Origin of the sequence: Rhodococcus sp. 5A-K4 (genome assembly GCF_046097995.1) — a bacterium.
GTDB lineage: Bacteria > Actinomycetota > Actinomycetes > Mycobacteriales > Mycobacteriaceae > Rhodococcus_F > Rhodococcus_F erythropolis.
The window spans coordinates 381605-402557 of sequence record NZ_JBJURM010000003.1; the positions used below are offsets into that span (position 1 = coordinate 381605).

At 63.2% G+C, this 20953-nt stretch carries 23 protein-coding genes; 13 read left to right on the top strand and 10 right to left on the bottom strand.

From position 1 onward, the window contains the following. From pstA to ACKAMS_RS06515, 9 genes are all read left to right on the top strand, one after another. Positions 1 to 909 carry a phosphate ABC transporter permease PstA gene (gene pstA / locus ACKAMS_RS06475; RefSeq protein WP_003940100.1) on the top strand — a complete coding sequence of 303 codons (909 nt, stop codon included), beginning with the start codon at positions 1 to 3 and terminating at the stop codon, positions 907 to 909. Between the two features lie 58 nt (positions 910 to 967). Further along, positions 968 to 1744: a phosphate ABC transporter ATP-binding protein PstB gene (gene pstB / locus ACKAMS_RS06480; RefSeq protein ID WP_019745087.1), complete on the top strand. Its 777-nt coding sequence runs from the start codon at positions 968 to 970 to the stop codon at positions 1742 to 1744. Positions 1745 to 2025: 281 nt separating this feature from the next. Beyond that, on the top strand, positions 2026 to 2328 hold the full coding sequence (gene ureA, locus ACKAMS_RS06485) for an urease subunit gamma (RefSeq protein ID WP_003939800.1): 303 nt from the start codon (positions 2026 to 2028) through the stop codon (positions 2326 to 2328). Beyond that, complete coding sequence (ureB, locus tag ACKAMS_RS06490) at positions 2325 to 2795, top strand: urease subunit beta (RefSeq protein ID WP_007733849.1); 471 nt, start codon at positions 2325 to 2327, stop codon at positions 2793 to 2795. The genes ureA and ureB overlap by 4 nt, the downstream gene beginning before the upstream one ends. Further along, positions 2792 to 4501 carry an urease subunit alpha gene (locus ACKAMS_RS06495; RefSeq protein WP_030535249.1) on the top strand — a complete coding sequence of 570 codons (1710 nt, stop codon included), beginning with the start codon at positions 2792 to 2794 and terminating at the stop codon, positions 4499 to 4501. Before ureB ends, ACKAMS_RS06495 begins: the two co-directional genes overlap by 4 nt. Before the next feature lie 4 nt (positions 4502 to 4505). Then, a complete protein-coding gene (locus ACKAMS_RS06500; RefSeq protein ID WP_408988772.1) occupies positions 4506 to 5195 on the top strand; it encodes an urease accessory protein UreF in 690 nt (229 codons plus the stop codon). Next, a complete protein-coding gene (gene ureG, locus ACKAMS_RS06505) occupies positions 5188 to 5931 on the top strand; it encodes an urease accessory protein UreG (RefSeq protein ID WP_019745082.1) in 744 nt (247 codons plus the stop codon). The genes ACKAMS_RS06500 and ureG overlap by 8 nt, the downstream gene beginning before the upstream one ends. Next, positions 5931 to 6668 (top strand): urease accessory protein UreD, encoded by a 738-nt coding sequence (locus ACKAMS_RS06510; protein WP_020970608.1) that lies wholly within the window; start codon positions 5931 to 5933, stop codon positions 6666 to 6668. Before ureG ends, ACKAMS_RS06510 begins: the two co-directional genes overlap by 1 nt. 90 nt (positions 6669 to 6758) lie before the next feature. Continuing rightward, positions 6759 to 7505 (top strand): SDR family oxidoreductase, encoded by a 747-nt coding sequence (locus ACKAMS_RS06515; protein ID WP_020970607.1) that lies wholly within the window; start codon positions 6759 to 6761, stop codon positions 7503 to 7505. Between the two features lie 75 nt (positions 7506 to 7580). Here ACKAMS_RS06515 and phoU read toward each other — a convergent pair whose 3' ends face one another. The 5 genes from phoU to ACKAMS_RS06540 all read right to left on the bottom strand — a co-directional run bounded on the left by phoU (position 7581) and on the right by ACKAMS_RS06540 (position 13720). After that, on the bottom strand, positions 7581 to 8276 hold the full coding sequence (phoU, locus tag ACKAMS_RS06520; RefSeq protein ID WP_003940130.1) for a phosphate signaling complex protein PhoU: 696 nt from the start codon (positions 8274 to 8276) through the stop codon (positions 7581 to 7583). A 72-nt stretch (positions 8277 to 8348) separates the two neighbouring features. Next, on the bottom strand, positions 8349 to 10379 hold the full coding sequence (locus ACKAMS_RS06525) for an LCP family protein (protein WP_408988773.1): 2031 nt from the start codon (positions 10377 to 10379) through the stop codon (positions 8349 to 8351). 150 nt (positions 10380 to 10529) lie between these two features. Further along, positions 10530 to 11672: a tRNA dihydrouridine synthase DusB gene (dusB, locus tag ACKAMS_RS06530; RefSeq protein WP_003939756.1), complete on the bottom strand. Its 1143-nt coding sequence runs from the start codon at positions 11670 to 11672 to the stop codon at positions 10530 to 10532. Positions 11673 to 11753: 81 nt separating this feature from the next. Beyond that, positions 11754 to 12713, bottom strand: a complete 960-nt coding sequence (locus tag ACKAMS_RS06535) for an acyl-ACP desaturase (RefSeq protein ID WP_003940492.1) — start codon at positions 12711 to 12713, stop codon at positions 11754 to 11756. A 131-nt stretch (positions 12714 to 12844) separates the two neighbouring features. Further along, positions 12845 to 13720: a LysR family transcriptional regulator gene (locus tag ACKAMS_RS06540; protein WP_021332119.1), complete on the bottom strand. Its 876-nt coding sequence runs from the start codon at positions 13718 to 13720 to the stop codon at positions 12845 to 12847. A 114-nt stretch (positions 13721 to 13834) separates the two neighbouring features. Between ACKAMS_RS06540 and ACKAMS_RS06545 the strand changes: the two genes are divergently transcribed. Continuing rightward, positions 13835 to 15052 carry an MFS transporter gene (locus tag ACKAMS_RS06545; protein WP_408988774.1) on the top strand — a complete coding sequence of 406 codons (1218 nt, stop codon included), beginning with the start codon at positions 13835 to 13837 and terminating at the stop codon, positions 15050 to 15052. Between the two features lie 55 nt (positions 15053 to 15107). Here ACKAMS_RS06545 and ACKAMS_RS06550 read toward each other — a convergent pair whose 3' ends face one another. Continuing rightward, positions 15108 to 15698 (bottom strand): DUF937 domain-containing protein, encoded by a 591-nt coding sequence (locus ACKAMS_RS06550; RefSeq protein WP_408988775.1) that lies wholly within the window; start codon positions 15696 to 15698, stop codon positions 15108 to 15110. A 99-nt stretch (positions 15699 to 15797) separates the two neighbouring features. Continuing rightward, positions 15798 to 16244 carry a hypothetical protein gene (locus ACKAMS_RS06555; protein WP_020970602.1) on the bottom strand — a complete coding sequence of 149 codons (447 nt, stop codon included), beginning with the start codon at positions 16242 to 16244 and terminating at the stop codon, positions 15798 to 15800. Between the two features lie 99 nt (positions 16245 to 16343). On the opposite strand from ACKAMS_RS06555, the gene ACKAMS_RS06560 reads away from it, so the two are divergent. Both ACKAMS_RS06560 and ACKAMS_RS06565 read left to right on the top strand, forming a co-directional pair. Next, entirely contained in the window at positions 16344 to 16721 is a 378-nt protein-coding gene (locus ACKAMS_RS06560; RefSeq protein WP_007733864.1) for an MmcQ/YjbR family DNA-binding protein, read from the top strand. A 45-nt stretch (positions 16722 to 16766) separates the two neighbouring features. Next, on the top strand, positions 16767 to 17351 hold the full coding sequence (locus tag ACKAMS_RS06565) for a hypothetical protein (RefSeq protein ID WP_408988776.1): 585 nt from the start codon (positions 16767 to 16769) through the stop codon (positions 17349 to 17351). A 1-nt stretch (position 17352) separates the two neighbouring features. On the opposite strand, the gene ACKAMS_RS06570 is transcribed toward ACKAMS_RS06565, so the two are convergent. From ACKAMS_RS06570 to ACKAMS_RS06580, 3 genes are all read right to left on the bottom strand, one after another. After that, positions 17353 to 18552 carry a low temperature requirement protein A gene (locus ACKAMS_RS06570; RefSeq protein WP_408988777.1) on the bottom strand — a complete coding sequence of 400 codons (1200 nt, stop codon included), beginning with the start codon at positions 18550 to 18552 and terminating at the stop codon, positions 17353 to 17355. An 84-nt stretch (positions 18553 to 18636) separates the two neighbouring features. Next, positions 18637 to 19725 (bottom strand): NAD(P)-dependent alcohol dehydrogenase, encoded by a 1089-nt coding sequence (locus tag ACKAMS_RS06575; protein ID WP_408988791.1) that lies wholly within the window; start codon positions 19723 to 19725, stop codon positions 18637 to 18639. A gap of 29 nt (positions 19726 to 19754) precedes the next feature. Next, the gene (locus ACKAMS_RS06580) at positions 19755 to 20228 is read right to left on the bottom strand and encodes a DUF4334 domain-containing protein (RefSeq protein WP_019745072.1); all 474 of its coding nucleotides are present in this window, start codon (positions 20226 to 20228) and stop codon (positions 19755 to 19757) included. Between the two features lie 120 nt (positions 20229 to 20348). Between ACKAMS_RS06580 and ACKAMS_RS06585 the strand changes: the two genes are divergently transcribed. Next, positions 20349 to 20891, top strand: coding sequence for a TetR/AcrR family transcriptional regulator (locus ACKAMS_RS06585; RefSeq protein WP_029256113.1), 543 nt, complete (start codon positions 20349 to 20351; stop codon positions 20889 to 20891). Positions 20892 to 20953 lie beyond the last annotated feature (62 nt).

Genomic DNA, 20953 nt, shown 5'->3' on the forward strand with positions numbered 1-20953 from the left:
ATGACCTCCACTCTGGACCGGCCGGTCAAGGCCCCCACTTTCCAAGGCGTCGGCGCCCGTCGTCGTGCCAAGGACGTCATCGCGACCATCCTGGTGAGCTTGGCAGTCGTCATCGCGCTCATCCCGTTGGTCTGGGTGCTCTTCACGGTCATCGCCAAGGGCCTGCCCGCTCTGACGTCGCCCACGTGGTTCACCAACTCGCTGAGCGGATTGACGGCGTCGGCCGACGGCGGCGGTATCTATCACGCATTGATCGGCACCCTGCTGCAAGGCATCGTGTGCGCGGTCTTCTCCATCCCGCTCGGTATCTTCGTCGCGATCTACCTGGTGGAGTACGCCGACCGGAAGTCGAAGCTGGGCAAGCTCACCACGTTCATGGTCGACATCCTCAGCGGTGTTCCGTCGATCGTGGCTGCGCTGTTCATCTACGCGTTGTGGATCGCGACCTTCGGCTTCCCCAAGTCCGCGTTCGCCGTGTCGCTGGCTCTGGTCCTTCTCATGGTCCCGGTCGTCATCCGCTCCACCGAGGAAATGCTGCGCATCGTCCCGATGGATCTGCGCGAGGCGTCGTACGCGCTCGGTGTGCCGAAGTGGAAGACCATCTCGAAAATCGTTCTGCCGACGGCGCTTCCCGGCATCATCACCGGCGTCATGCTGGCCCTGGCCCGCGTGCTCGGTGAGACCGCGCCGCTGCTGATCCTCGTCGGCTACGCGCCGTTCATCAACTTCGACCTGTTCAACGGCGAAATGGGCACTCTGCCTTCCGTCATGGTCGCCGAGATGAACAACCCCACCGACGCCGGCACCAACCGCATCTGGGGCGCAGCACTGACCCTGATCCTGCTGATCGCGATCCTCAACATCGTCGCGAAGCTGATCGGTCACTTCTCACAGGTCAGAAGCAAGTGATGCGGCCTCGGAACATGTTCGTACTCAACAGCGTCAACAACTCAGTAGGGAGCCGGTAATGGCCAAGCGTCTGGATCTCAAGGACGTCAACATCTACTACGGCAAGTTCCACGCCGTCGCCGATGTGGGCCTGTCCGTCCCGCCCCGGAGCGTCACCGCCTTCATCGGCCCGTCCGGTTGCGGCAAGTCCACCGTTCTCCGTTCACTCAACCGCATGCACGAAGTGATTCCCGGTGCGCGCGTCGAGGGTTCGGTCCTGCTCGACGGCGAGGACATCTACGGCTCGAACGTCGATCCTGTCGGCGTCCGCAAGACCATCGGCATGGTGTTCCAGCGACCCAACCCCTTCCCGACCATGTCCATCAAGGACAACGTCGTCGCGGGCTTGAAGTTGCAGGGCGAGCGCAGCAAGAAGAAGCTCGACGAGGTGGCCGAGCGTTCGCTGCGCGGTGCCAACCTGTGGACCGAGGTCAAGGATCGCCTCGACAAGCCCGGTGGCGGCCTCTCAGGCGGTCAGCAGCAGCGTCTGTGCATCGCGCGTGCCATCGCCGTCTCGCCCGACGTTCTGCTCATGGACGAGCCGTGCTCCGCGCTCGACCCGATCTCGACTCTCGCGATCGAGGACCTGATCACCGAGCTGAAGAAGGACTTCACGATCGTCATCGTCACGCACAACATGCAGCAGGCTGCGCGTGTGAGTGACCAGACGGCATTCTTCAACCTCGAGGCAACCGGTAAGCCCGGGCAGCTCGTCGAGATCGACGACACCGAGAAGATCTTCTCGAACCCGACGCAGAAGGCCACCGAGGACTACATCTCCGGCCGCTTCGGATAGCCCCTGGGATTGCACACTGCACGATCATGTTTCACCCCCGTTTCCAACAGGAGACGGGGGTGAAACTTTTTGGTTGTGGTGATAGTTCCCACTCCGGGGCGCAGAGCTGAGCGTCGTTGGGCGCCCGAATAATTCGATGAGCAGCGCAAGTGCGCCGAGTGGGCGCTGAAGTAGCCGACGATGTGAATCTCGTGGATACTGACGACGCTTCGGGCAATGCTAATCTCGGCCCGACAGCACGCTGTCGATCGATGTCGTTTCACAACCGGAAGGGCTTGTCAGTGCACCTCACCCCTTCAGATACCGAAAAGCTCCTCCTGAGCGTTGCGGGCATGGTCGCCCGCGACCGCCGCGAGCGCGGGGTACTGCTGAACTACCCCGAAGCGATGGCCCTGATCTCGTGTTGGATTCTCGAGCGTGCGCGTGACGGAATGACGGTTGCGGAACTGATGAACGCCGGTCGGCAAGTGCTCACCCGCGACGACGTGATGGAAGGGGTACCCGAGATGATTGCAAACGTCCAGGTGGAGGCCACTTTCCCGGACGGTCGCAAGCTGGTCACCGTGACGGAGCCCATTCGATGATCCCCGGTGAGGTACGTGTGTCCACCGAACCGCTCGAGTTCGGCACTGACGCGGAAAAGATCACGATGGTCGTCGTCAACGACGGCGATCGCCCCATTCAGATCGGTTCACATCTGCACCTTCCAGCGGCCAACCCGGCGCTGACCTTCGATCGCGAAGCGGCAGACGGCTTCCGGCTCGACATCCCCTCGGGAACGTCGGTTCGGTTCGAACCCGGGGTAAGCAGGACGGTGACACTGATCGCGCTCGGCGGACTCAAAAGGGTTCCGGGCCTGCAGATCGTGCCGGACGAAGACCTACCGACGCATGCGCGTGAGCCCAAGACCGTGATGCCGTTCGGCACGCCCGGTGTCGAGGTCGAAGAACCTTTGCGAGCGTCCTCGGTGAACGTTCGTGTGAGTGATGTTCCAGTCGAGGCGGATTCACCGGATGACGCTGCGACGACAGTTGAGAGGACAGCCGAATGAGCAGGATCGATCGACGCGGCTACGCCTCCTTGTACGGCCCGACCGCAGGCGACCAGATCCGTTTGGCCGACACAGATCTGTGGATCGAGATCGAGCACGACTACACCGCGACCGGCGACGAGATGGTCTTCGGCGGCGGCAAGAGCATCCGCGAGTCGATGGGCCAGGGCCTGACCACTCGCGACCAGGGCGCTCTCGACGTCGTCATCACCAACACGGTGATCCTCGATCACTGGGGAATCGTCCGGGCAGACGTCGGAATTCGTGACGGACGCATCGTTGCGATCGGCAAGTCCGGTAACCCCGACATCATGGATGGCGTGCACCCCAAGTTGCTCATCGGGCCGAGCACCGACGTGATCGCCGGCGAGGGAAAGATCCTCACCGCGGGTGCGATCGACACTCACGTGCACTTCCTCAGTGAAATCGAGATGATGGAAGCGCTCGCGACCGGTACGACGACGGTGGCGGGCGGCGGAACGGGCCCAACCGAGGGAAGCAAGGCAACCACCGTCACGCCCGGCGCCTGGTCACTGACGATGATGCACCGGGCCCTCGACCACATCCCGCTCAACGTTCTTCTCCTCGGCAAGGGCAGCACCGTCAGCCATGAGGCCATGCGTCAGGAAGCTCTCGCCGGCGCAGGTGGATTCAAGGTCCACGAGGACTGGGGTTCCACTCCGGCGGCAATCGACGCAGCTCTGCGAGCAGCCGACGAGTTCGGGCTCCAGGTGGCGCTGCACGCCGACAGCCTCAACGAAACCGGCTACGTACAGCACACTTTGGACGCGATCGCCGGACGCGGGATCCACGTGTTCCATGCGGAAGGCGCCGGCGGCGGGCACGCTCCGGACATCATCGTGACGGCAGGTGAGCCGAACGTTCTTCCGGCATCGACCAATCCGACGTTACCGCACACCGTCAACACGGTTGCCGAGCACCTCGACATGCTCATCGTGTGTCATGCGCTCAATCCCCGGGTTCCGGAGGATCTTGCCTTTGCCGAGTCACGCATCCGGCCGACAACTATTGCAGCGGAAGACTTTCTGCACGACATCGGTGCCATCTCCATCACCTCGTCCGACGCCCAGGCGATGGGCCGTATCGGTGAGGTGACCCTGCGGACATGGCAGGTCGCCCACGTCATGAAGGCCCAGTACGGCAAGCTGGGCACCAGCATGCCGGCCGACAACGAGCGTGCGCGGCGTTACGTCGCCAAGTACACGATCTGCCCCGCGGTGGCTCACGGTATCGATCACGAGATCGGATCGGTCGAGGCCGGGAAGATGGCGGACCTGGTGCTGTGGGATCCCGCGTTCTTCGGTGTCCGTCCTTCTGCCGTGATCAAGGGTGGGGCGATAGTTGCTGCGCCGCTGGGTGATCCGAATGCTGCTATCCCGACCCCGCAGCCGGTGTTCGTTCGCCCGGCCATCGCGGCAACTCCGGGATCAGCCCCGCACCTGTCCACGACGTTCGTCTCTCCGATGGCCATCGAGGACGGTCTGGCCGATCGTCTCGGTCTCACGCGCACCCTTACCGGTGTTCGTCCGACGCGGCACCTCACCAAGGCGGATATGCCGAACAACACGGCACTGCCGTCCATCGACGTCGATCCGGAGACGTTTGCCATCAAGGTCAACGGCGACCTGATCGCGCCCAACCCCGTTGACGTAGTGCCGATGGCTCAGCGCTACATGCTGTTCTGAAACCATGTCAATCGAGATGGCGTCTGCCGAGATAGCATCGATGCTCTTGGCAGACGGGCGTCTGCCTACCGGCGGTCACGCGCACTCGTCGGGGTTGGAACCGGCACTGGCGGGCGGACTCCTACAGAGTCAGGTCCCCGACTTCATTCGCGGTCGACTCGAAACAGTGGGACTTGTCGAGGCCGCTGCAACGGTGATCGCGCGCCGCTGGGCCGTAAGTGCCGGTGGTGCAGGCGAACTCGAGGAGATCTCAAGGGAACTTCTCGCTCGGACGCCCAGCGCACCGCTGCGTGAGGCGTCTATTCAGCTCGGACGTGGACTGGCCAGGCTGGCGTCGCGATTGTGGCCGCAGCACCCCGCGGTCCAGATGCTCATGGCGCTGCCTGGGCATCCGATGCGTCCGCTCGCGTTGGGAGTCTTCACGGCGATCTCCGGGATGGACGACCTACAGGCAGCCAGATCTTGTTTGTACGACGACGCTCAAACAGTGGCGTCGGCGGCACTGAAGCTACTGCCGGTGGATCCGGCAGAACCGGTCGAATGGTTGCTCCGAGCAACCCCGACCATCGAAACCGTCGCCGCGGCTGCCGTAGCAGTCGAGGGCGTCACAGATATACCCGCAACAACAGGACCGTTGGTCGAACAATGGTCACTCGAACACCACGCTCGATCCAGGAGGATTTTCCGTGCTTGACAACCTGAACAACACCACCACTGCTGCAAGAGGTTTGAGGCTCGGAGTTGCCGGCCCCGTCGGCACCGGCAAAAGTACCCTCATCGCCACCATCTGCCGCGAGCTCGCGTCGGAGTACGAGATCGCGGTGGTCACCAACGACATCTACACCGACGAGGACGCGCGACTGTTGCGCGCGGCCAACGTACTTCCGATCGAGCGCATCGTCGCAGTCGAGACCGGAGCGTGCCCGCACACGGCCATCCGTGACGACGTGACGCCGAACCTCATTGCGGTCGAAGACCTCGAGCGTCAGTTCCATCCCCTCGACATGGTGATCGTGGAAAGCGGCGGTGACAACCTGACCGCCACGTTCAGCCCGGCACTGGTCGACGCCCAGATCTTCTGCATCGACGTCGCGGGCGGCGGAGACGTCGCACGTAAGGGTGGTCCCGGAATCGAGCGGGCAGATCTGTTGGTGGTCAACAAGATCGACCTGGCCCCGTACGTCGACGTCGACGCGGTCCAGATGGTGGCCGATGCCACGGCCGCGCGAGACGGACTTCCCGTTCTCGCGCTCAGCCAGAAGGATCACGCAACGATCGACAAGCTCAGTGCGTGGCTTCGCCAGGTCATCGCAGCTCACCGCGCGGGTAGTCACACCCCGCAGGATCCGGGGCCGATGGCGCCGCACTTCCATGCCGATGAAGAAGACCACGGACACGGTCACGGGCACAGCCACTCTCACGCTCACTGATGCGCACCGGAGCTACGCGGGTCGTCGTCGAGAGAGTGGGTGACACCGCTGTTGCGCGAGAGCTGATCTCGGGCGACTTCCTGGCCCCGCGGTTCGTCGACGCTCGCGGGCTCACCGTGCGAATTGCCTTGGTAGGGCACAGTGCAACGCTGCTGGCCGGCGACGACCTGCGTATCGAATTCGTAGTCGCTCCGGGTACGTGCCTCGAGGTGATCGAGCCGTCGGGGACCGTCGCGTACAACGCGCGTGGCGGCCGGGCGTCGTGGTCGGCTTCGGCGAGCGTCGGCGCCGGTGCGGCGCTGATCTGGCGCGCGGCACCGTTTGTCGTCGCGGGCGGCGCGGATGTGACCAGGCGCGTGGATATTTCACTGGAATCCGATGCGGTTGCGCTGCTCGACGAGATGATCGTGTTCGGCCGGACCGGCGAAACCGGCGGTGCCCTTCGCTCGGATCAGCGCATTACCGTCGACGGTGACGCGCTGCTCGTGGAAACACTCGACCTGCGTAGCGTGCCGGGCCGTTCGCTGCCGGGAATTCTCGGTGGCCATCGCGTGCTTGGTACGACCATGCTGTTGGGGATCAAGACTTCCGACGTGGTCGAAGGGCACGTGACGCCGCTGGCGGGAGCAGGGATGCTGGCACGGGCCGTGGCCGATCACGCACACGAGGCGAGCGCAGCGTTGGATCCGATCTGGTCGCAGTGGCGTGGGCGGGTTTCGCAGAAGTACAGCGACTGATTCGCCCGACCGTCACACTTCGGGAGGCTGCGTCGTCCAGTATGTGACCAGGCCGAAGAGAGCCGGGCGCACGGGTTTGACGGAGGCATCATGCAGATTGTTGTTCTGGGCGGAACCGGCCAGATGGGAAAGCTGGTCGTCGAGCAGGCGAAAATCGGGGGCCATGACGTCGTCGCCGCCGCTCGATCGACGGGAGTCGACATCTCCACGGGTGCGGGGTTGGACGAAGCATTTGTCGGTGCCGACGTTGTCATCGACGTGAGTGATCACGTCACCAACAGTGCCAAGAAGGCGATCGAGTTCTTCGAGACGGCAGCGAAGAACATCGCCGCGGCCGAAGCCAGAGCGGGCGTTAAGCATCACGTGCTGCTCTCGATCGTGAACTGCGACGATCCGCAGTTGAAGTCCTTCGGGTACTACCAGGGAAAGGCCGCGCAGGAACGCGCGGTGGAAGCGTCGGGCATTCCCTTCACGATCCTGCGATCCACTCAGTGGTTCGAGTTCGGCGAGAAGACCATCGCGCTCTTCGGACTGGGGCCGGTCGCGATGGTTCCCCGGATGCGCTCCCAACCGATAGCGGCGAAGACCGTCGCCGAGGCTCTGGTGACATGCGCTCAGAACGGTCCGACCGGGAGGGCTCCAGATCTCGCCGGGCCTGAGGTCCTCGAGATCCCGGCCATGACGCGTGAGATTTTGAAATACCGTGGCCGACGCAAGTGGCTGATCCCGATCTCGATGCCGGGAGCGGGTAAGGCGATGAAGGGTGGGGCGCTGCTGCCCGGGCCGGGATCCACAACTGCAGGACCCACGTTGAAGACCTGGTTACACGAGAACTGAATAGGAAAGGCGGCCGCGCAAGTGCGCGGCCGCCTTTTACTCACGTGGACGGTTGGGTTCAGAGATCCGGGTAGTTCAGAGATCCGGGTACGAGGTGAGGTTGTCGACCTTCTCGGTGGTTTCCGGCTCTTCGGGCAGCTTGCCGGTCACCAGGAAGATGACGCGTCGGCCGACCTCGACGGCGTGGTCGGCGAACCGCTCGTAGAAGCGGCCGAGCAGCGTGACGTCGACTGCGGCGGCAACGCCGTGCTTCCACTCGCGGTCCATGAGGACGGTGAAGAGGTGGCGGTGGAGGTCGTCCATCGCTTCGTCTTCTTCGCGCAGGCGGGCAGCGCGCTCGGGGTCGCGGGTCTCGAGGACGACCTTGGCGGCCGCACCGATGGAGACAGCGATGCGTCCCATCTCGGCGAAGTAGCCGTTGACCTCTTCGGGAAGCACGTGGTTGGGATGTCGGCGGCGCGCGATCTTCGCGACGTGCAGGGCGAGTGCACCCATGCGGTCGATGTCGGCGACGATCTGGATTCCACTGACCACCGAGCGCAGATCTCCGGCAACGGGAGCCTGCAGGGCGAGCAGCGCAAACGCGCGCTCCTCGCAAATGGTGCTGAGTTCGGTGATCTTGTCGTGTTCGCCGATTACTTGTTCTGCCAGGGACAGGTCTGCCTGGAGCAGGGACTGGGTGGCGCGCTCCATAGCGGCACCTGCCAGTCCTGCCATCTCGCCGAGCGTGTCTGCAAGCTCGGTCATCTGTTCGTTGTAAGCCACGCGCATGAGGTCAGAGCCTACGTGCCGTGAAAGACCAAGTCACAAGCACCAGGTGAACGCAAGGTGAATGAACGCGTGTCAGTCGCAGGTGGTGTCGCCGGCGTTGACGCTGGCGATGTCGGCGGGCAGAGCCGTCGAGGCGCTGGTGTCGACCGATGTCGGATTTGCCGCCAGGATGGTCCCCGGGTCCGCGGGGGCGACGACGGTGCCGGCGAAATTGCTTCCGACGACGACCTCGATCATGTCTCCCATGCTCGGAGCGAGAACGAGAACCGCACCGGGAATCGACGACGCGACAGTGACCGCTTCAGCCTCGTAACCTGCTGCGTAACGCACGACGGTGGTCGACGCTTGAGCATTCGCCAGGCCGGTGGCTGCGCTGAAGTTGCCGACCGTGGAGATCTGGAAACCGTAAGCAGCGAGGCTGTCGGCGATCGTCGCGGCCTGCCCGGCGATTCCCGACGCGTTGGAGACGTCGACCGAGATGTTGTAGGCGCTCATCGCTTCGACGGAAGTGGCGGCGGGCGGCGTGCTGGACGTAGGAGCGGTTGTCGTGGAACTGGTCGACGACGGTGTGGTGTCCTCGCGCTCTTCACCCGGAAGCGGTTCGTCGTCGATGATCGCCTGGAAGAGGGACTTGATCTCGTCGGTGCGAGGAATCTCGTTGCCCCAGTCGTTGGTGCCGTCCGTGGGGACCGTCAAGAACGTGACCGCGCCCGCGTCGACGTTCTGCAGCGAACGGCCGAGGGTGACCAGCGACTTCGTGTCGATGTTCTCGACGAACGTGTCGCTGGTGAAGGCGTTGATGAATCCGTTGAGCTTGCTCGGATTCAGGAGGACCTGGTTGGACAGGGCCGAGCGGAGCAGCGCCGACAGGAACTTCTGCTGACGGGTGATGCGTCCGTAGTCGCCGTTACCCTCGGCTTCGACGTGGCGCGCACGCACATAGTTGAGGGCGGTACGGCCGTCGAGCATCTGCGTTCCGCCGGATGCGAGGACGGTTCCGAGGATGCCGTCCTCGATCGGTCCGGGGGAGCAGACGTTCACGCCGCCGACGGTGTCGACCATGCGCTCGAAGCCGGCGAAGTCCATTCCGACGAAGTGCCCGATTTTCAGGCCGGACATCTTCTGGATGACCTTCACCAGGCACTTGGGACCACCGAGTGCGTACGTCGCATTGAGCTTGTCGCCGCTGGCGGCCGGGAAGGTTTCGCTGGTGTACTTGCCGGCGTCGTTGTCCCAGCCCTGGCAGATCGGACGTTCGACGTCGAGGTCACGCGGGAAGGAGACGGCGACGACACGGCTTCGGTCGGCGGGAATGTTCACCAGCATGACCGTGTCGGCGCGCGCGCCTTCGGCGTCTTCGACGGTTCCGGCGCCGATCTCACCGCTCGCGCCCGCGCGGGTATCGGTGCCGATGATCAAGTATGTCTCGTCGCCGAGCTGGCCCCCGGCGTCGATGATGTCGTCGGACTCGGTGTCGAGTGCCGCAATCTGATCGAAACCGCCTTCGACCGACCGCAGATAACCCCAGACGACGCCGGTCAACGCGAGAGACATGACGGCCAGGAACGCTACTGCCGATCGGCCGATCACTTTTGCGCGATGGCGGCGGCGAATCTTGCTTTGCGCCAGACGCGTAGCGCCGGTGTCACCGACTACCCGCGGCACTGCGGAGGTGACGGGATGTTCTTCGGTGATCCAGTCCGCAGCGGCAGGCGGGACGGTCGGACGCGCGGGAATCGGCCGGGCCGGGGGCGGCGCGGACGCTGATGGAGGTGGAGTCCTGGGTGGCACGGATTTGGTCGGCGCTGCCTTGGGCGGCGCAGCCGGGGCAGGTGGCGGCTTCTTGTCGCCTACCCGACGGACCAACTCGGCGACCGAAACAGAGTCGTCGGTCGGAGGCGAATCCCGGCGGCCGGTCCGTCCACTGCTGCGACGCTCCGGGGGACTGGGTGGTTGCGGTGCTGGTCGCTGAGGTGTGGCAGGGCGCTGGGGCGTTGCCGGTTGGTCCGGTCGGGCGTTGCGGAAGCGCTTGTCTGCGAGCGGACGTTCCCAGGGGGCGCGGCTCTCGGGCGGAGGTGGGCCCGAATCGTGATCATCACCCACCGATGCAACCTGTCCCGTCGTCGACTGTCAGTAACTCGTCATTCAGATGCCGGCGTCAACCGGTTGTCGACGAAGCTGGAGCCATATTACTGGTGAATCCTGAGTGCTTCACTCAGAAAGTGATGAGAGTAATCCGACGGCGTGTTCTCGCTAGCCACCGGAGTGCATCATGTCAGCCCCGACCGGCACAAGATCGTCCTCGGGATCGTCGAGCCAACCTTCCGGAAGTGCTACCTGACCGGGCGAGCCTTGGCGACCCCGCGGGCCTTCGGCGTCCTTGGGGAACGGGACGTCGTGATCGAGCTGTCCGAGCAGGTCGTCCAGTTCGGACAACGTGCTGACCAACGCCATCGAGACCCGCAGATCCGATCCGACCGGGAACCCACGCATGTACCAGGAGACGTGCTTGCGAAGTTCGCGCAAGCCCTTCATCTCGCCGTGGTGTGCGGCGAGCAGCTGGGCGTGACGGGCGATGATCTTGGTGACTTCGCCGAGCGTCGGCGGCGTGGCGATCTGTTGTCCGTTGAGAGCTGCGCTGAGTTCCGCGAACAGCCATGGCCGTCCGAGGCAGCCACGTCCGACGACGACGCCGTCGCAGCCGGTCTCGTTCATCATCCGGGCAGCATCCGAAGCATCGAAGATGTCACCGTTGCCGAGGATCGGAACGTCGGTGACGTGTTCCTTGAGACGCGTGATCTCGTTCCAGTCAGCAGTGCCGGAGTAGCGCTGCGACGCGGTACGTGCGTGAAGTGCGACGGCAGCAGCGCCTTCAGCTGCGGCGATCCGGCCGGCGTCGAGGTGCGTGTGATGTTCGGGGTCGATGCCGACGCGCATCTTCACGGTGACCGGAATATCGGTGCCCTCGGTCGCGCGCACAGCGGCCGCGACGATCTGTCCGAACAGCCGACGCTTGTACGGCAGCGCGGAGCCACCGCCCTTGCGGGTCACCTTCGGGACGGGGCAGCCGAAGTTCATGTCGATGTGATCGGCCATGTTCTCGTCGACGATCATCTTGGCCGCGGCGTAGGTCGTATCCGGGTCGACTGTGTACAGCTGCAGCGACCGGGGGGTTTCGGTCGGGCCGAACGTGGTCATGTGCATCGTGGCGGGCTGGCGCTCGACGAGCGCGCGTGCGGTGACCATCTCGCAGACGTAGAGGCCGGACGTGCTGCCTGCACGTTCGAGTTCGAGTTCACGGCACAGCGTGCGGAAGGCGACGTTGGTGACGCCCGCCATGGGGGCGAGGACCACGGGGCTGTGCAGCTCGAGTGAACCGATACGTAGGGATGACATGTCTACCTCTGAACAAATACTTGTGACAATTGGAAGTGCCCGGTACCGAATCCGGTACCGGGCACAGAATAGCTGGTGAAACTAAGAAGCCTGCTGTTCGCGCTTGGCGGCTTCGCGTGCGAGCATGCGATCGCGCTGTTCCTCGAACTTCGTCGCGTTGGCGGCGAGGGTCTCGAGGAAGGCCGCCAACTCTTCGCGCGTGTTCTCGCCTTCGGCACTGAAATCGTTGCGCTCGAAGATGTTCCACTTGCGCAAGACGGGCCAGACGACCTCGTCGAGGTGCTGGCGAAGGTCGTAGATGCCGTGCTTGGCCATGAGAGCGCCGTTACGACGGAAGTTCGGCATGCCGGCGCCCGGCATCTGGAAGTTCTGGACGATGTTCGCCACAGCCTTGAGAGCCTGATCGGGAGCAAGATCGAGCGCGGCGGCGCAGATGTTGCGGTAGAAGATCATGTGCAGGTTCTCATCAGCGGCGATGCGCTGAAGCATCTTGTCGGCAATCGGCTCGTCGCAGGCCTTGCCGGTGTTGCGGTGGCTGACGCGCGTCGCGAGTTCCTGGAAGGTCACGTAGGCGACCGAGTGCAGCAGGCCGGCGTCGCCCTCGTCGATGGGTGCGCTGTAACCGTTTGTCATGTGTTCCATGCGGAAGCGCTCGAGCTCGACGGGGTCGACTGCGCGCGTGACGACGAGGTAGTCACGCATCACGATGCCGTGACGGTTCTCCTCGGCGGTCCACCGGCCGACCCACGTTCCCCAGGCGCCGTCCTGCGAAAAGTTCTCGGCGATCTCGCGGTGGTACGAGGGCAGGTTGTCCTCGGTGAGCAGGTTGGTGATCATCGCGGCGCGAGCTACCTCGCCGAGCTGTGACTGCTCGAGGCTCCAGTCTTCGCCGCCCATGGCTGCGAAGTTACGACCCTCGTCCCACGGAACGTAGTCGTGTGGATGCCATTCCTTGGCCATGGAGATGTGGCGGTTGACGTTCTCCTCGGCAACCGGCTGCAGCTCTTGTAGCAGCTCCAGCTGCGTCAGAATCCTCGTCATTTCTTGCCTCCATGTTGAGTGAATGCGCGACTTCGCCCCAGCCTACGGCACCGTAGGTTTGAAAAGAATGGCATGAAAATTGCTCCCCTCGAGGGATGTTACCGATCCGTAGTTATCCGGGGGCACTTTCACTACCAAGTCGTTCTTTCGACGTAGTCGCGGAACGTCCGGGCGGGATCGGACAGCTCGCGGCTCTTCGACCAGATCAGCCCTATTTTTCGCTGGGCTCCTTCGATCGGTACGTAGACGACTCCTTCGGCCCAGATCGGTGGATCCTGAACCGGCATGACCGAGACACCGAAGGACGCGGAGACCAGTCCGCCGACGGTTGCCAGCTCGCTGCTCTCGAAGACGAAATTCGGCGTGAATCCTGCGGCCGCGCACAGTTCATCGAGAATTCTTCGCATCCCGAAGTTCGGATGCATACCGATGAACGGTTCGTCGGCCGCGTCCGCGAGCTCGACCGAATGCAACTTCGCAAAGCGATGATCAGCCGGAACAGCCAATGCCAGTGACTGCTGGGCGATCTGCATCCATGCCACCTGCGGATCACGCGGCTGCGGCGAGACGACGGCCAGGTCGGACGTGCCGGCGGCAATTCTGTCGACCAGGAACTGCGCACTGTCCTGATGCAGTTCGAATCGCACTCCGGGATGCTCGACGCGGTATCCGCGCAGCATGTGCGGCACCAACCAGGTGCCGAACGAGTGGAGGAAGTCGAGCCGGACCGTACCGCTTTCGGGGCTCGCCAGCGACTGGATTTCGCTCTGCGCCGCGTCGAGTGAGTGAAGAGCGGTGCGAGCGTGTCGGTAGAGGATCTCGCCGTACCGGTTCAGTTCGAGCCGGCGTCCCTGACGGTCGAAGAGCGTCACTCCGATCTGTCGTTCGAGGCGTGCGAGTTTGCGCGAGAGTGTCGGCTGCGACAGGTGAGTCAGATCCGCGGTAGCGGTCACCTGTTGGGTTTCGGCGAGAACGACAAACCATTCGAGGTCTTCGGTCAGCATCACGAACCCAATCTATATACCTATGACACATATAGAACTCCAAGTTTATGCATTTTCTTTTGTCGAAGCGCGGCGGGAGGATTCTTACCGGAGGTAAGTGATGCCTGGAGGTATGTGGTGACTGTCGAGAATGTGATCGAATCCGAAGTGGTGCCGCTTCGCCGCGGAACATCGGGGTATCGCACGGTGACCGTTGCGCTGTTCGCGGCCGGGCTGTCGACATTCATCTCGATGTACGCGGCACAGGCATTGCTGCCTGCGTTCGCCGAAGGCTTCGACGTCTCGCCCGCGGTGTCTGCACTTTCGGTCTCGGCGACGACGGGCATGTTGGCGTTGGCGATCATTCCGGCCAGTGCGCTCTCCGAGCGGTTCGGTCGCACACGGGTGATGATCGCGTCGGCGTCGGCATCCTGTGTGATCGGTTTGCTTCTGCCACTCAGTCCGACGATCGAGGTTCTGCTGATCGGACGCGCGGCACAAGGCTTGGCTCTGGCGGGGGTCCCGGCGGTAGCGATGGCCTATCTGGCCGAGGAGGTCGATCGCAAGGACCTCGGTGCAGCGATGGGAAGGTACGTAGCCGGCACGACGATCGGTGGGCTGATCGGACGGCTGGTTCCGTCGGCCGTCGTCGACTTCAGTACGTGGCGCTGGGCATTGGTGACTGCGGCCTTGCTGTCAGCGTTGTTCGCGCTCAACATGATCCGGAAGCTACCCGCGTCGAAGTTCTTTCGCCCGCAACCGGTCTCGGTGCGTGCGATCGCGTCGAATCTACGACGCCACCTTGCGAACCCGTCGCTGCGCACGCTTTTCGCCTTGGGGTTCATCCTCATGGGCGGATTCGTCTCGATCTACAACTTCCTCGGGTTTCGGCTCACGGCAGCACCTTTCAGACTTCCCGAAGCACTTGTCGGCCTGGTCTTTCTCTTCTACCTCGCCGGAACTTTCACCTCAGCGGTAGCCGGCGGGGCCTCGGACCGGCTGGGTAGGCGCAGTGTTCTGCTCGGCTCGGTTGTTGTCATCGGTATCGGTCTGGCACTGACCGTTCCGGACAATCTGGCGTTGACTCTCGTGGGGATGCTGCTCTTCACCGGAGGATTCTTCGCGGCACATTCGGTGGCCAGCGGTTGGGTGGGGCTGATCGCGACCGATCACCGGGCCGAGGCGTCGGCGTTGTATCTGTTTGCCTATTACGCGGGTTCGTCCGTGGCGGGCGCCCTCGCTGGTCTCGCGTACGCGGGCGGCGGTTGGGGTGGGGTCAGTGCCTTTGTGGGCGCGCTGCTGTTGGTTGCGTTTGCATTGTCGCTGAAGATGTTTCGATCTTCGACGGTCGAATGACAGAGCACTGCGGCGACCCCGAACGGGATCGCCGCAGTGCGTTCTGTCTAGCGTCTTACTTCTTGCCGCCGCCGAGGAGGCCGCCGAGCAGGTCTCCGAGGCCGCCGCCACCGGATCCACCCAGGATGCCGCCGAGTGCGCCGCCGATGCCGCCGCCGGAATTGCCGCCACCGCCGAGAATTCCGCCGAGGAGATCCCCGAGCCCGCCGCCACCGGAGGCCTGGGTCTGCGCGCCGGCGCCGCCACCGGTGAACTGCTTGGCGAGGTAGGCCAGGACGATGGGAGCGAGGATCGGCAGCAACTGCTTCACCAGATCGTTTCCACCGCCGCCACCGACACCGCCCAGTGTGCTGGCGACCTGATCGGTGTTGCCGCCGAAGATGTTCGAGACGATCTTCTGACCGTCAGCGGTGTCGACTTTGCTGATGTCGACGCCGTCGTCGAGAAGGCTGGTGTCAGCGTGCGACTGCAGCGCACTTTCGAGTGAGGCTGCGCCTGCGGGATCCTGAGCGTTGGCGCCGAGGCCACCGACGAGGGTCGGAAGTGCAGTCTTGACCGCCGATTCGGCAGTTGCCTGGTCCACGCCGAGTTGCTGCGCGATCTGGTCGATGGGGATCTGGGATAGAAGGTCGTCAAGCGATGCCATTGATGCCCTACCTCTTCTGGGGTACTACTCGTCAGTACCCGGCTGTTGCAGACACTAGTGAATGTCGGCGTCGACGGTAACCCTCCGGTTGCCGAGCGGTCAGGCTCGGGTCTTCTCGCGGGGGACCAGACACGCTAGGAGAGCGAGAATCAGTCCGCCGGCCGTCAAGATGAATCCTGTCTGATTTGTCAGGATCGTGGAGTAGTTTTCCCTGATGACATTGTCGAATTGATCGTTCACTCGGTAGTAGAACGTGCCCAGAGTTCCCAATCCCACGATGATTCCGATCCACGCTGAAATACGAGAACCGAACAAAGCGGCGATCAGAATCAATACGGCTGCAGCGAGCAGAAGTATCGCCATCGAACGGTAGAAGGTCACGGACTGATCGCCGAGTTGCTCGATTGCCCACCCGGCCGGAAAACCGTCCCGCAGGTCCTCGAGGCGAACGTTGTTGGGTTTGACCCCGGCCAGTACGTACATGAACGAGCCGACGGCAACGGCGATTCCACAAATGAGCAGAACCAGATGAACTAACGTGCGCATGCCACTCTCCCCGTGTTCGGAGTTCGGTAACGCGGTCGTCGCCGAGCCTAGCGGTGTCGCGGGTGTCAAGCGCGGTATCGAGCGTGCAGAATCGTCTCCATGCCCGACAACATGCGTCGACTCGAAGAGATCTCGTTGTCCCTGCCGGAGGCGGAGCGCGTCGACATCGAAGCGTGGGACGGCCACCCGACCTTCCGGGTCCGCGGCAAGAACTTCGTGTTCTGCAACGTCGAAGCCACCTCCTTGACCGTCAAGTTGAGCAAGGAGGAAGCCGAAGCGGTGGTGGCCACCGAACCAGGTGCAAGCGCTGCCGGCTACGGTCTCGGTCGTCACGGGTGGGTTGCGCTCGACATCGGCACCGACGTTTCCGAGGAGAAATGGTCGCAACTGGAGGAGTGGATCTACACCTCGTTCACCCTCGTTGCTCCGAAGCGGCTTGCCCGGATCGTTCTCGATGCGGATGAGGAACGCCCGTAACGGATAGATTCGTCAGTACAGACGCCGACTAGACGAGGATTTGTCATGACGACACCGGAAACTTCACCGGCCACCGCAAAACCGGGCATGCCGCCGTGGGTGAAGAAGGCCATCGGGATCGCAGTGATGGCGGTGGTCCTGGTCATCGCTTACTTCATCCTTGCCGCCTTCCTTCCGCGTTGGTGGGCGCAGCGAATTGCGTCGTTGGCGAACGGCAGCTTCAGCGCCGGAATCGCGTGGGGACTGCTGTTCGGTCTCGTCTGCACCCTGGTCCCGCTCATCTTCTTCCGGGCGGTCTGGCAGGTGCGCAAGCGCAAGCATGCTCGAATCATCCAGATCACGGCTCTCGCGTTGGGTGTGATCTTCGCGCTGCCGAATCTGCTCTCTCTGACAGTTGTTCTCGGCAACAACAATGCAGCGCATGCGGGCGAGCGGATCCTCGACGTCGACGGCCCCGGTTTCCGCGGAGCCTCCGTTGTCGGTGCAGTCCTGGGCGTTGCGTTGTTCCTGGGTCTTGTTGCGCTCGGCTACATGTACAAAAAGCGTGGCAAGGATCTCGACAAGATGCGCGGTGAGCTCAAGCAACACGAGCCGCAGAGTAAGGGCGAGGCTCCGGCCCCGGAAATCTGAGTCAGCTCTTCGACCGAGTGCTCAGGCCGACACCGACTCCGACGGTTCCCGCCGCCACCAGTCCGGCGAGCGGGACCGCCCAGTGTCCGGCAAATGTGCAGGCGAGAACCAGGATTGCGCTCACCGGTAGAACAGCCTGCTCGATCCTGTCACGCTTGAAGTGTCGTGAGTGCATGAGCCACACGAAGATCAGGAACATCGCGGCGGGGATCGTGACCGCGGCAGATGCTGCGAACGTCGAAATGTGCGCCTCGCCAACTGCTTCCTCGACGGCTACTTCGATGCCGGCGCCGATGGCCGCAGCGGATCCGAATACGAAGTAGTGCCCGTATCCCCACAACAGGACGGCGCGATTGCCCTGGTCTGCGAGATACTCGTGGATCGGGACGGCGAAGTAGATCCACAACGCGGAGAACACGATCAGAACTCCGCCGACAGCAATCGGAATCAGTAGGTCGGCGGCGTCGAAATCACGAATGCCGGATTGGACCGCGATGGTGGCGGCAGCAATGGTTTCGCCGAGCATGATGATGGTGAAGAGGCCGTAGCGTTCGGCGATGTGTTGCGGGTGCCACGGCGTCTGGTGGTTGCGCTCGGCGATTGCCGGCACCGCGAGTTCGGTGATCATGAGAACGAAGAAGCCGGGTATCCACGCCGACGCCGGCATCAGGAGCAGCACGATCCAGCCGGCCTGGACGATCACGAGCCCGGCGGCGTATTGCAGAGCAGTGGTTCGCGCTGCACCGGATTCACCGCTGGCGGCTCGAAGCCATTGGCAGGTGAGCGCAATTCGCATGATGAGGTAGCCGACGATGGCCGTCGTACGGTCGGTTCCGTCGAATGCGTCGGGGATTCCGGCGGCGAAGACGAGCACGCCACAAATCTGTACGAAGGTCGCGACCCGGTAGGGGACGTCGTCCGTGTCGTAGGCAGACGCGAACCAGGTGAAGTTCACCCACGCCCACCACAGCGCGAAGAAGACGAACATATAACCGGCGATGCCGTCGACGTAGTGGCCCTCGGCAACAGCATGCACCAGTTGAACTCCGGCCTGTGCGGCCGCAACCACGAAACACAGGTCGAAGAACAGTTCGAGTGGCGTCGATGCGCGATGGTTCTCGTCGCGGCTGCGTGCGCGCATCCGGATGATCGGCATAACGGCCCGGCCGTGGCCCGCGCCCGTACTGGTGTGTTCTGTCATCGTCCCCACCTTGCTCCGACGTCTAGTGCAGGAGCGCAGTCTAGGGCGAATTCCGTCGGGTCGACGAATGAGACATTTCGCCCCTCACCACACGAGAACGGGTTTGATGACGCGCCCCGACGCTTGATCTTCGACGGCTTTGTTGATGTCGGAGAAGGCGTAGCGCGTCACCAAGCGGTCGATCGGAAACCGGCCACCAGTGAAGAGTTCGACGAGTTCGGGGATGAACGTCGAGACTTCCGACTCTCCTTCGATGCATCCTCGAATTGTCTTTCCGCTCAGCATGATGTCGGCCATGTTCACCTCGACCGTGGATGCTCCGAGTCCGACTACTGCCAGTGTTCCCCGTGCTCGAAGTGATGTGACGGCTTGATTGATCACGGAGCCGATTCCGGTGGTGTCGAGGGAATGCGTCGAACCTCCGTCGGTGGCGGCGCGGACCGCGTCGAGCGCATCTTCATTCGAGGGATCGACAGTGACGGCGCCGAATTCCTCGGCGAGTTCGCGCCGCTGCGCAACGGGGTCCACGGCGACCAGGGTGGAAACGCCGGCAGCCCTCGCCGCCAGCAGCGCTGCGAGTCCGACGCTGCCTGCCCCGAAAACGACAAACGTCGAGTCGGGCTCGGGGCGAAGTAGATTCAGCACGGCACCCGCGCCGGTTTGAAACCCGCAGCCGAGCGGAGCCGCGACGGTCAGGTCCACCGCAGGATCGACGACGACGGTGTTGTCGGCAGAGGCGATGACGTATTCCGCGAAGCTGGACTGGCCGAAGAATGCGGACCGTATCGGAGTTCCGTTTCGCCGGACCGGCGTCGAGCCGTCGGTGCGTGCGCCAGAGCTGTTGAGCCCGTGTGAGCTTACGCAGTACGCCCGATGGCCGCTGAGACATTGCCTGCATACACCGCAACTGCGGTAGCTCAGCAATACGTGATCACCAGCCGCGATGTTGTCGATCGACGAGCCAACGGCTTGCACGACGCCGGCGCCTTCGTGTCCGAACACGCAGGGCCCGAGCTTTTCCGGTAGCACCGTCTTCGTGAACAGATCCGTGTGGCACAGGCCTGTCGCGACGATGCGAACCAGGATCTCGTCTGCGCGGGGTTCGTCGATCTCGACGGTGTCGAGTGTGAAGGGGGAGTGCGGGCCGTGTGAGAGCGCCGCTGTCATCTGCATGGCGGACGTCGAATTCTGTTCGGCGCGAATCACGCTCGCTCGAGCAGGAAGTAGTAGTGCTGTCCGCCGTCGAGAACCAACGCCGATTTGCCGTTCATGATGCCCATGAGCGTCGAATCGTCGACTTTCTTGAAGTGGTCGAAGATCGGCGCGCCGTCGTAGACCATCGTCGCCGTGACTTCGCCACGAAACTCGATGTTCCACAGACTTGCCTCGCCATTGCCGCTCTTGACGTCGGAGTAGAGGTTGCCGTCTTCGTCTCGGCAGATCAACGGCTTGGCATCCTCGACGGAATTGAAAGTCTTGCCGTACCAGCGGCTCGCGAACAGTTTTTCGTGCAGACGATGACCGGTGGCGAAGTCGTCGCCCTTCCATTCGCCGAGGATTTCTTCGGCGGCAACGGTTTCCAGCGCGGCCCACACTTCGTCGAGTTCTGCTGGTGAAACACCACTTTCCGATCCACGGAGCCGGGTGAATGCGGTTCGAGCGTCATCGAGATTCATGTCTCTCCTTGCGTCGGCGGGTGAGTTGGCCGAAGTTCGCGAACCAAATTGTTCGTCAACTCTGCACGCTACGCCGAACCGGATGGTTCGGCAACGGTCGATTCGTTCTAGGCTGTGAACATGCGCTCAGCAGGGGAAGCCACGAGAGACCGCATTCTGGCGGCCGCAAAGGACGAATTTGCGACGTACGGCCTGGCCGGCGCGCGGATCAATCGGATCGCCGCGCAAGCGCGTGCCAGCAAGGACCGTCTCTACGCGTACTTCGCGAGCAAGGAAGAGTTGTTTTCTGCCGTCACTGAGCAATGGACGTCCGAAACCACAGCGGAGACAGCGCTACGAGGTGATGATCTGCCGGGGTATGCAGGTCGACTCTTCGACAACTACGTCGCGCATCCCGAGAACGCTCGATTGCAGCAATGGGCGGATCTCGAAGCACCGGACGTCATGAGCGAGGACGACATACGAAGCAAGACGTTCCGGCCGAAGGTAGCCGAGATTCGCAAAGGTCAACTCGAGGGACACATCGACCCCGAGTGGAATCCCGCGGAGTTGATTCTGTTGATCACCGACATCGCCCGGATGTTCGCGCTCAAGTCGTCCCGTCCCGTCGCTCAGCGTCGCGAGGCTGCGGTCGGGGCGGTTCAGCGGTTGATCGCGACGTGACGAACCGGATGTGCAACGTGATCAATGGCCAACGCCGCGTTCCCTTGTGCTCTCGCACGAGG

What these genes read in the sequence shown, in the direction of transcription:
- ACKAMS_RS06515 (WP_020970607.1), top strand. Translation starts at nt 6,759, where the DNA reads ATGCAGATTGTTGTTCTGGGCGGAACCGGCCAGATGGGAAAGCTGGTC.
- ACKAMS_RS06585 (WP_029256113.1), top strand. Translation starts at nt 20,349, where the DNA reads ATGCGCTCAGCAGGGGAAGCCACGAGAGACCGCATTCTGGCGGCCGCA.
- ACKAMS_RS06510 (WP_020970608.1), top strand. Translation starts at nt 5,931, where the DNA reads ATGCGCACCGGAGCTACGCGGGTCGTCGTCGAGAGAGTGGGTGACACC.
- ACKAMS_RS06575 (WP_408988791.1), bottom strand. Translation starts at nt 19,725, where the DNA reads ATGCAGATGACAGCGGCGCTCTCACACGGCCCGCACTCCCCCTTCACA.
- ACKAMS_RS06570 (WP_408988777.1), bottom strand. Translation starts at nt 18,552, where the DNA reads ATGACAGAACACACCAGTACGGGCGCGGGCCACGGCCGGGCCGTTATG.
- ACKAMS_RS06500 (WP_408988772.1), top strand. Translation starts at nt 4,506, where the DNA reads ATGTCAATCGAGATGGCGTCTGCCGAGATAGCATCGATGCTCTTGGCA.
- ACKAMS_RS06535 (WP_003940492.1), bottom strand. Translation starts at nt 12,713, where the DNA reads ATGACGAGGATTCTGACGCAGCTGGAGCTGCTACAAGAGCTGCAGCCG.
- ACKAMS_RS06560 (WP_007733864.1), top strand. Translation starts at nt 16,344, where the DNA reads ATGCCCGACAACATGCGTCGACTCGAAGAGATCTCGTTGTCCCTGCCG.
- ACKAMS_RS06580 (WP_019745072.1), bottom strand. Translation starts at nt 20,228, where the DNA reads ATGAATCTCGATGACGCTCGAACCGCATTCACCCGGCTCCGTGGATCG.
- phoU (WP_003940130.1), bottom strand. Translation starts at nt 8,276, where the DNA reads ATGCGCGTGGCTTACAACGAACAGATGACCGAGCTTGCAGACACGCTC.
- ACKAMS_RS06555 (WP_020970602.1), bottom strand. Translation starts at nt 16,244, where the DNA reads ATGCGCACGTTAGTTCATCTGGTTCTGCTCATTTGTGGAATCGCCGTT.
- pstA (WP_003940100.1), top strand. Translation starts at nt 1, where the DNA reads ATGACCTCCACTCTGGACCGGCCGGTCAAGGCCCCCACTTTCCAAGGC.
- dusB (WP_003939756.1), bottom strand. Translation starts at nt 11,672, where the DNA reads ATGTCATCCCTACGTATCGGTTCACTCGAGCTGCACAGCCCCGTGGTC.
- pstB (WP_019745087.1), top strand. Translation starts at nt 968, where the DNA reads ATGGCCAAGCGTCTGGATCTCAAGGACGTCAACATCTACTACGGCAAG.
- ACKAMS_RS06495 (WP_030535249.1), top strand. Translation starts at nt 2,792, where the DNA reads ATGAGCAGGATCGATCGACGCGGCTACGCCTCCTTGTACGGCCCGACC.
- ACKAMS_RS06550 (WP_408988775.1), bottom strand. Translation starts at nt 15,698, where the DNA reads ATGGCATCGCTTGACGACCTTCTATCCCAGATCCCCATCGACCAGATC.
- ACKAMS_RS06565 (WP_408988776.1), top strand. Translation starts at nt 16,767, where the DNA reads ATGACGACACCGGAAACTTCACCGGCCACCGCAAAACCGGGCATGCCG.
- ureB (WP_007733849.1), top strand. Translation starts at nt 2,325, where the DNA reads ATGATCCCCGGTGAGGTACGTGTGTCCACCGAACCGCTCGAGTTCGGC.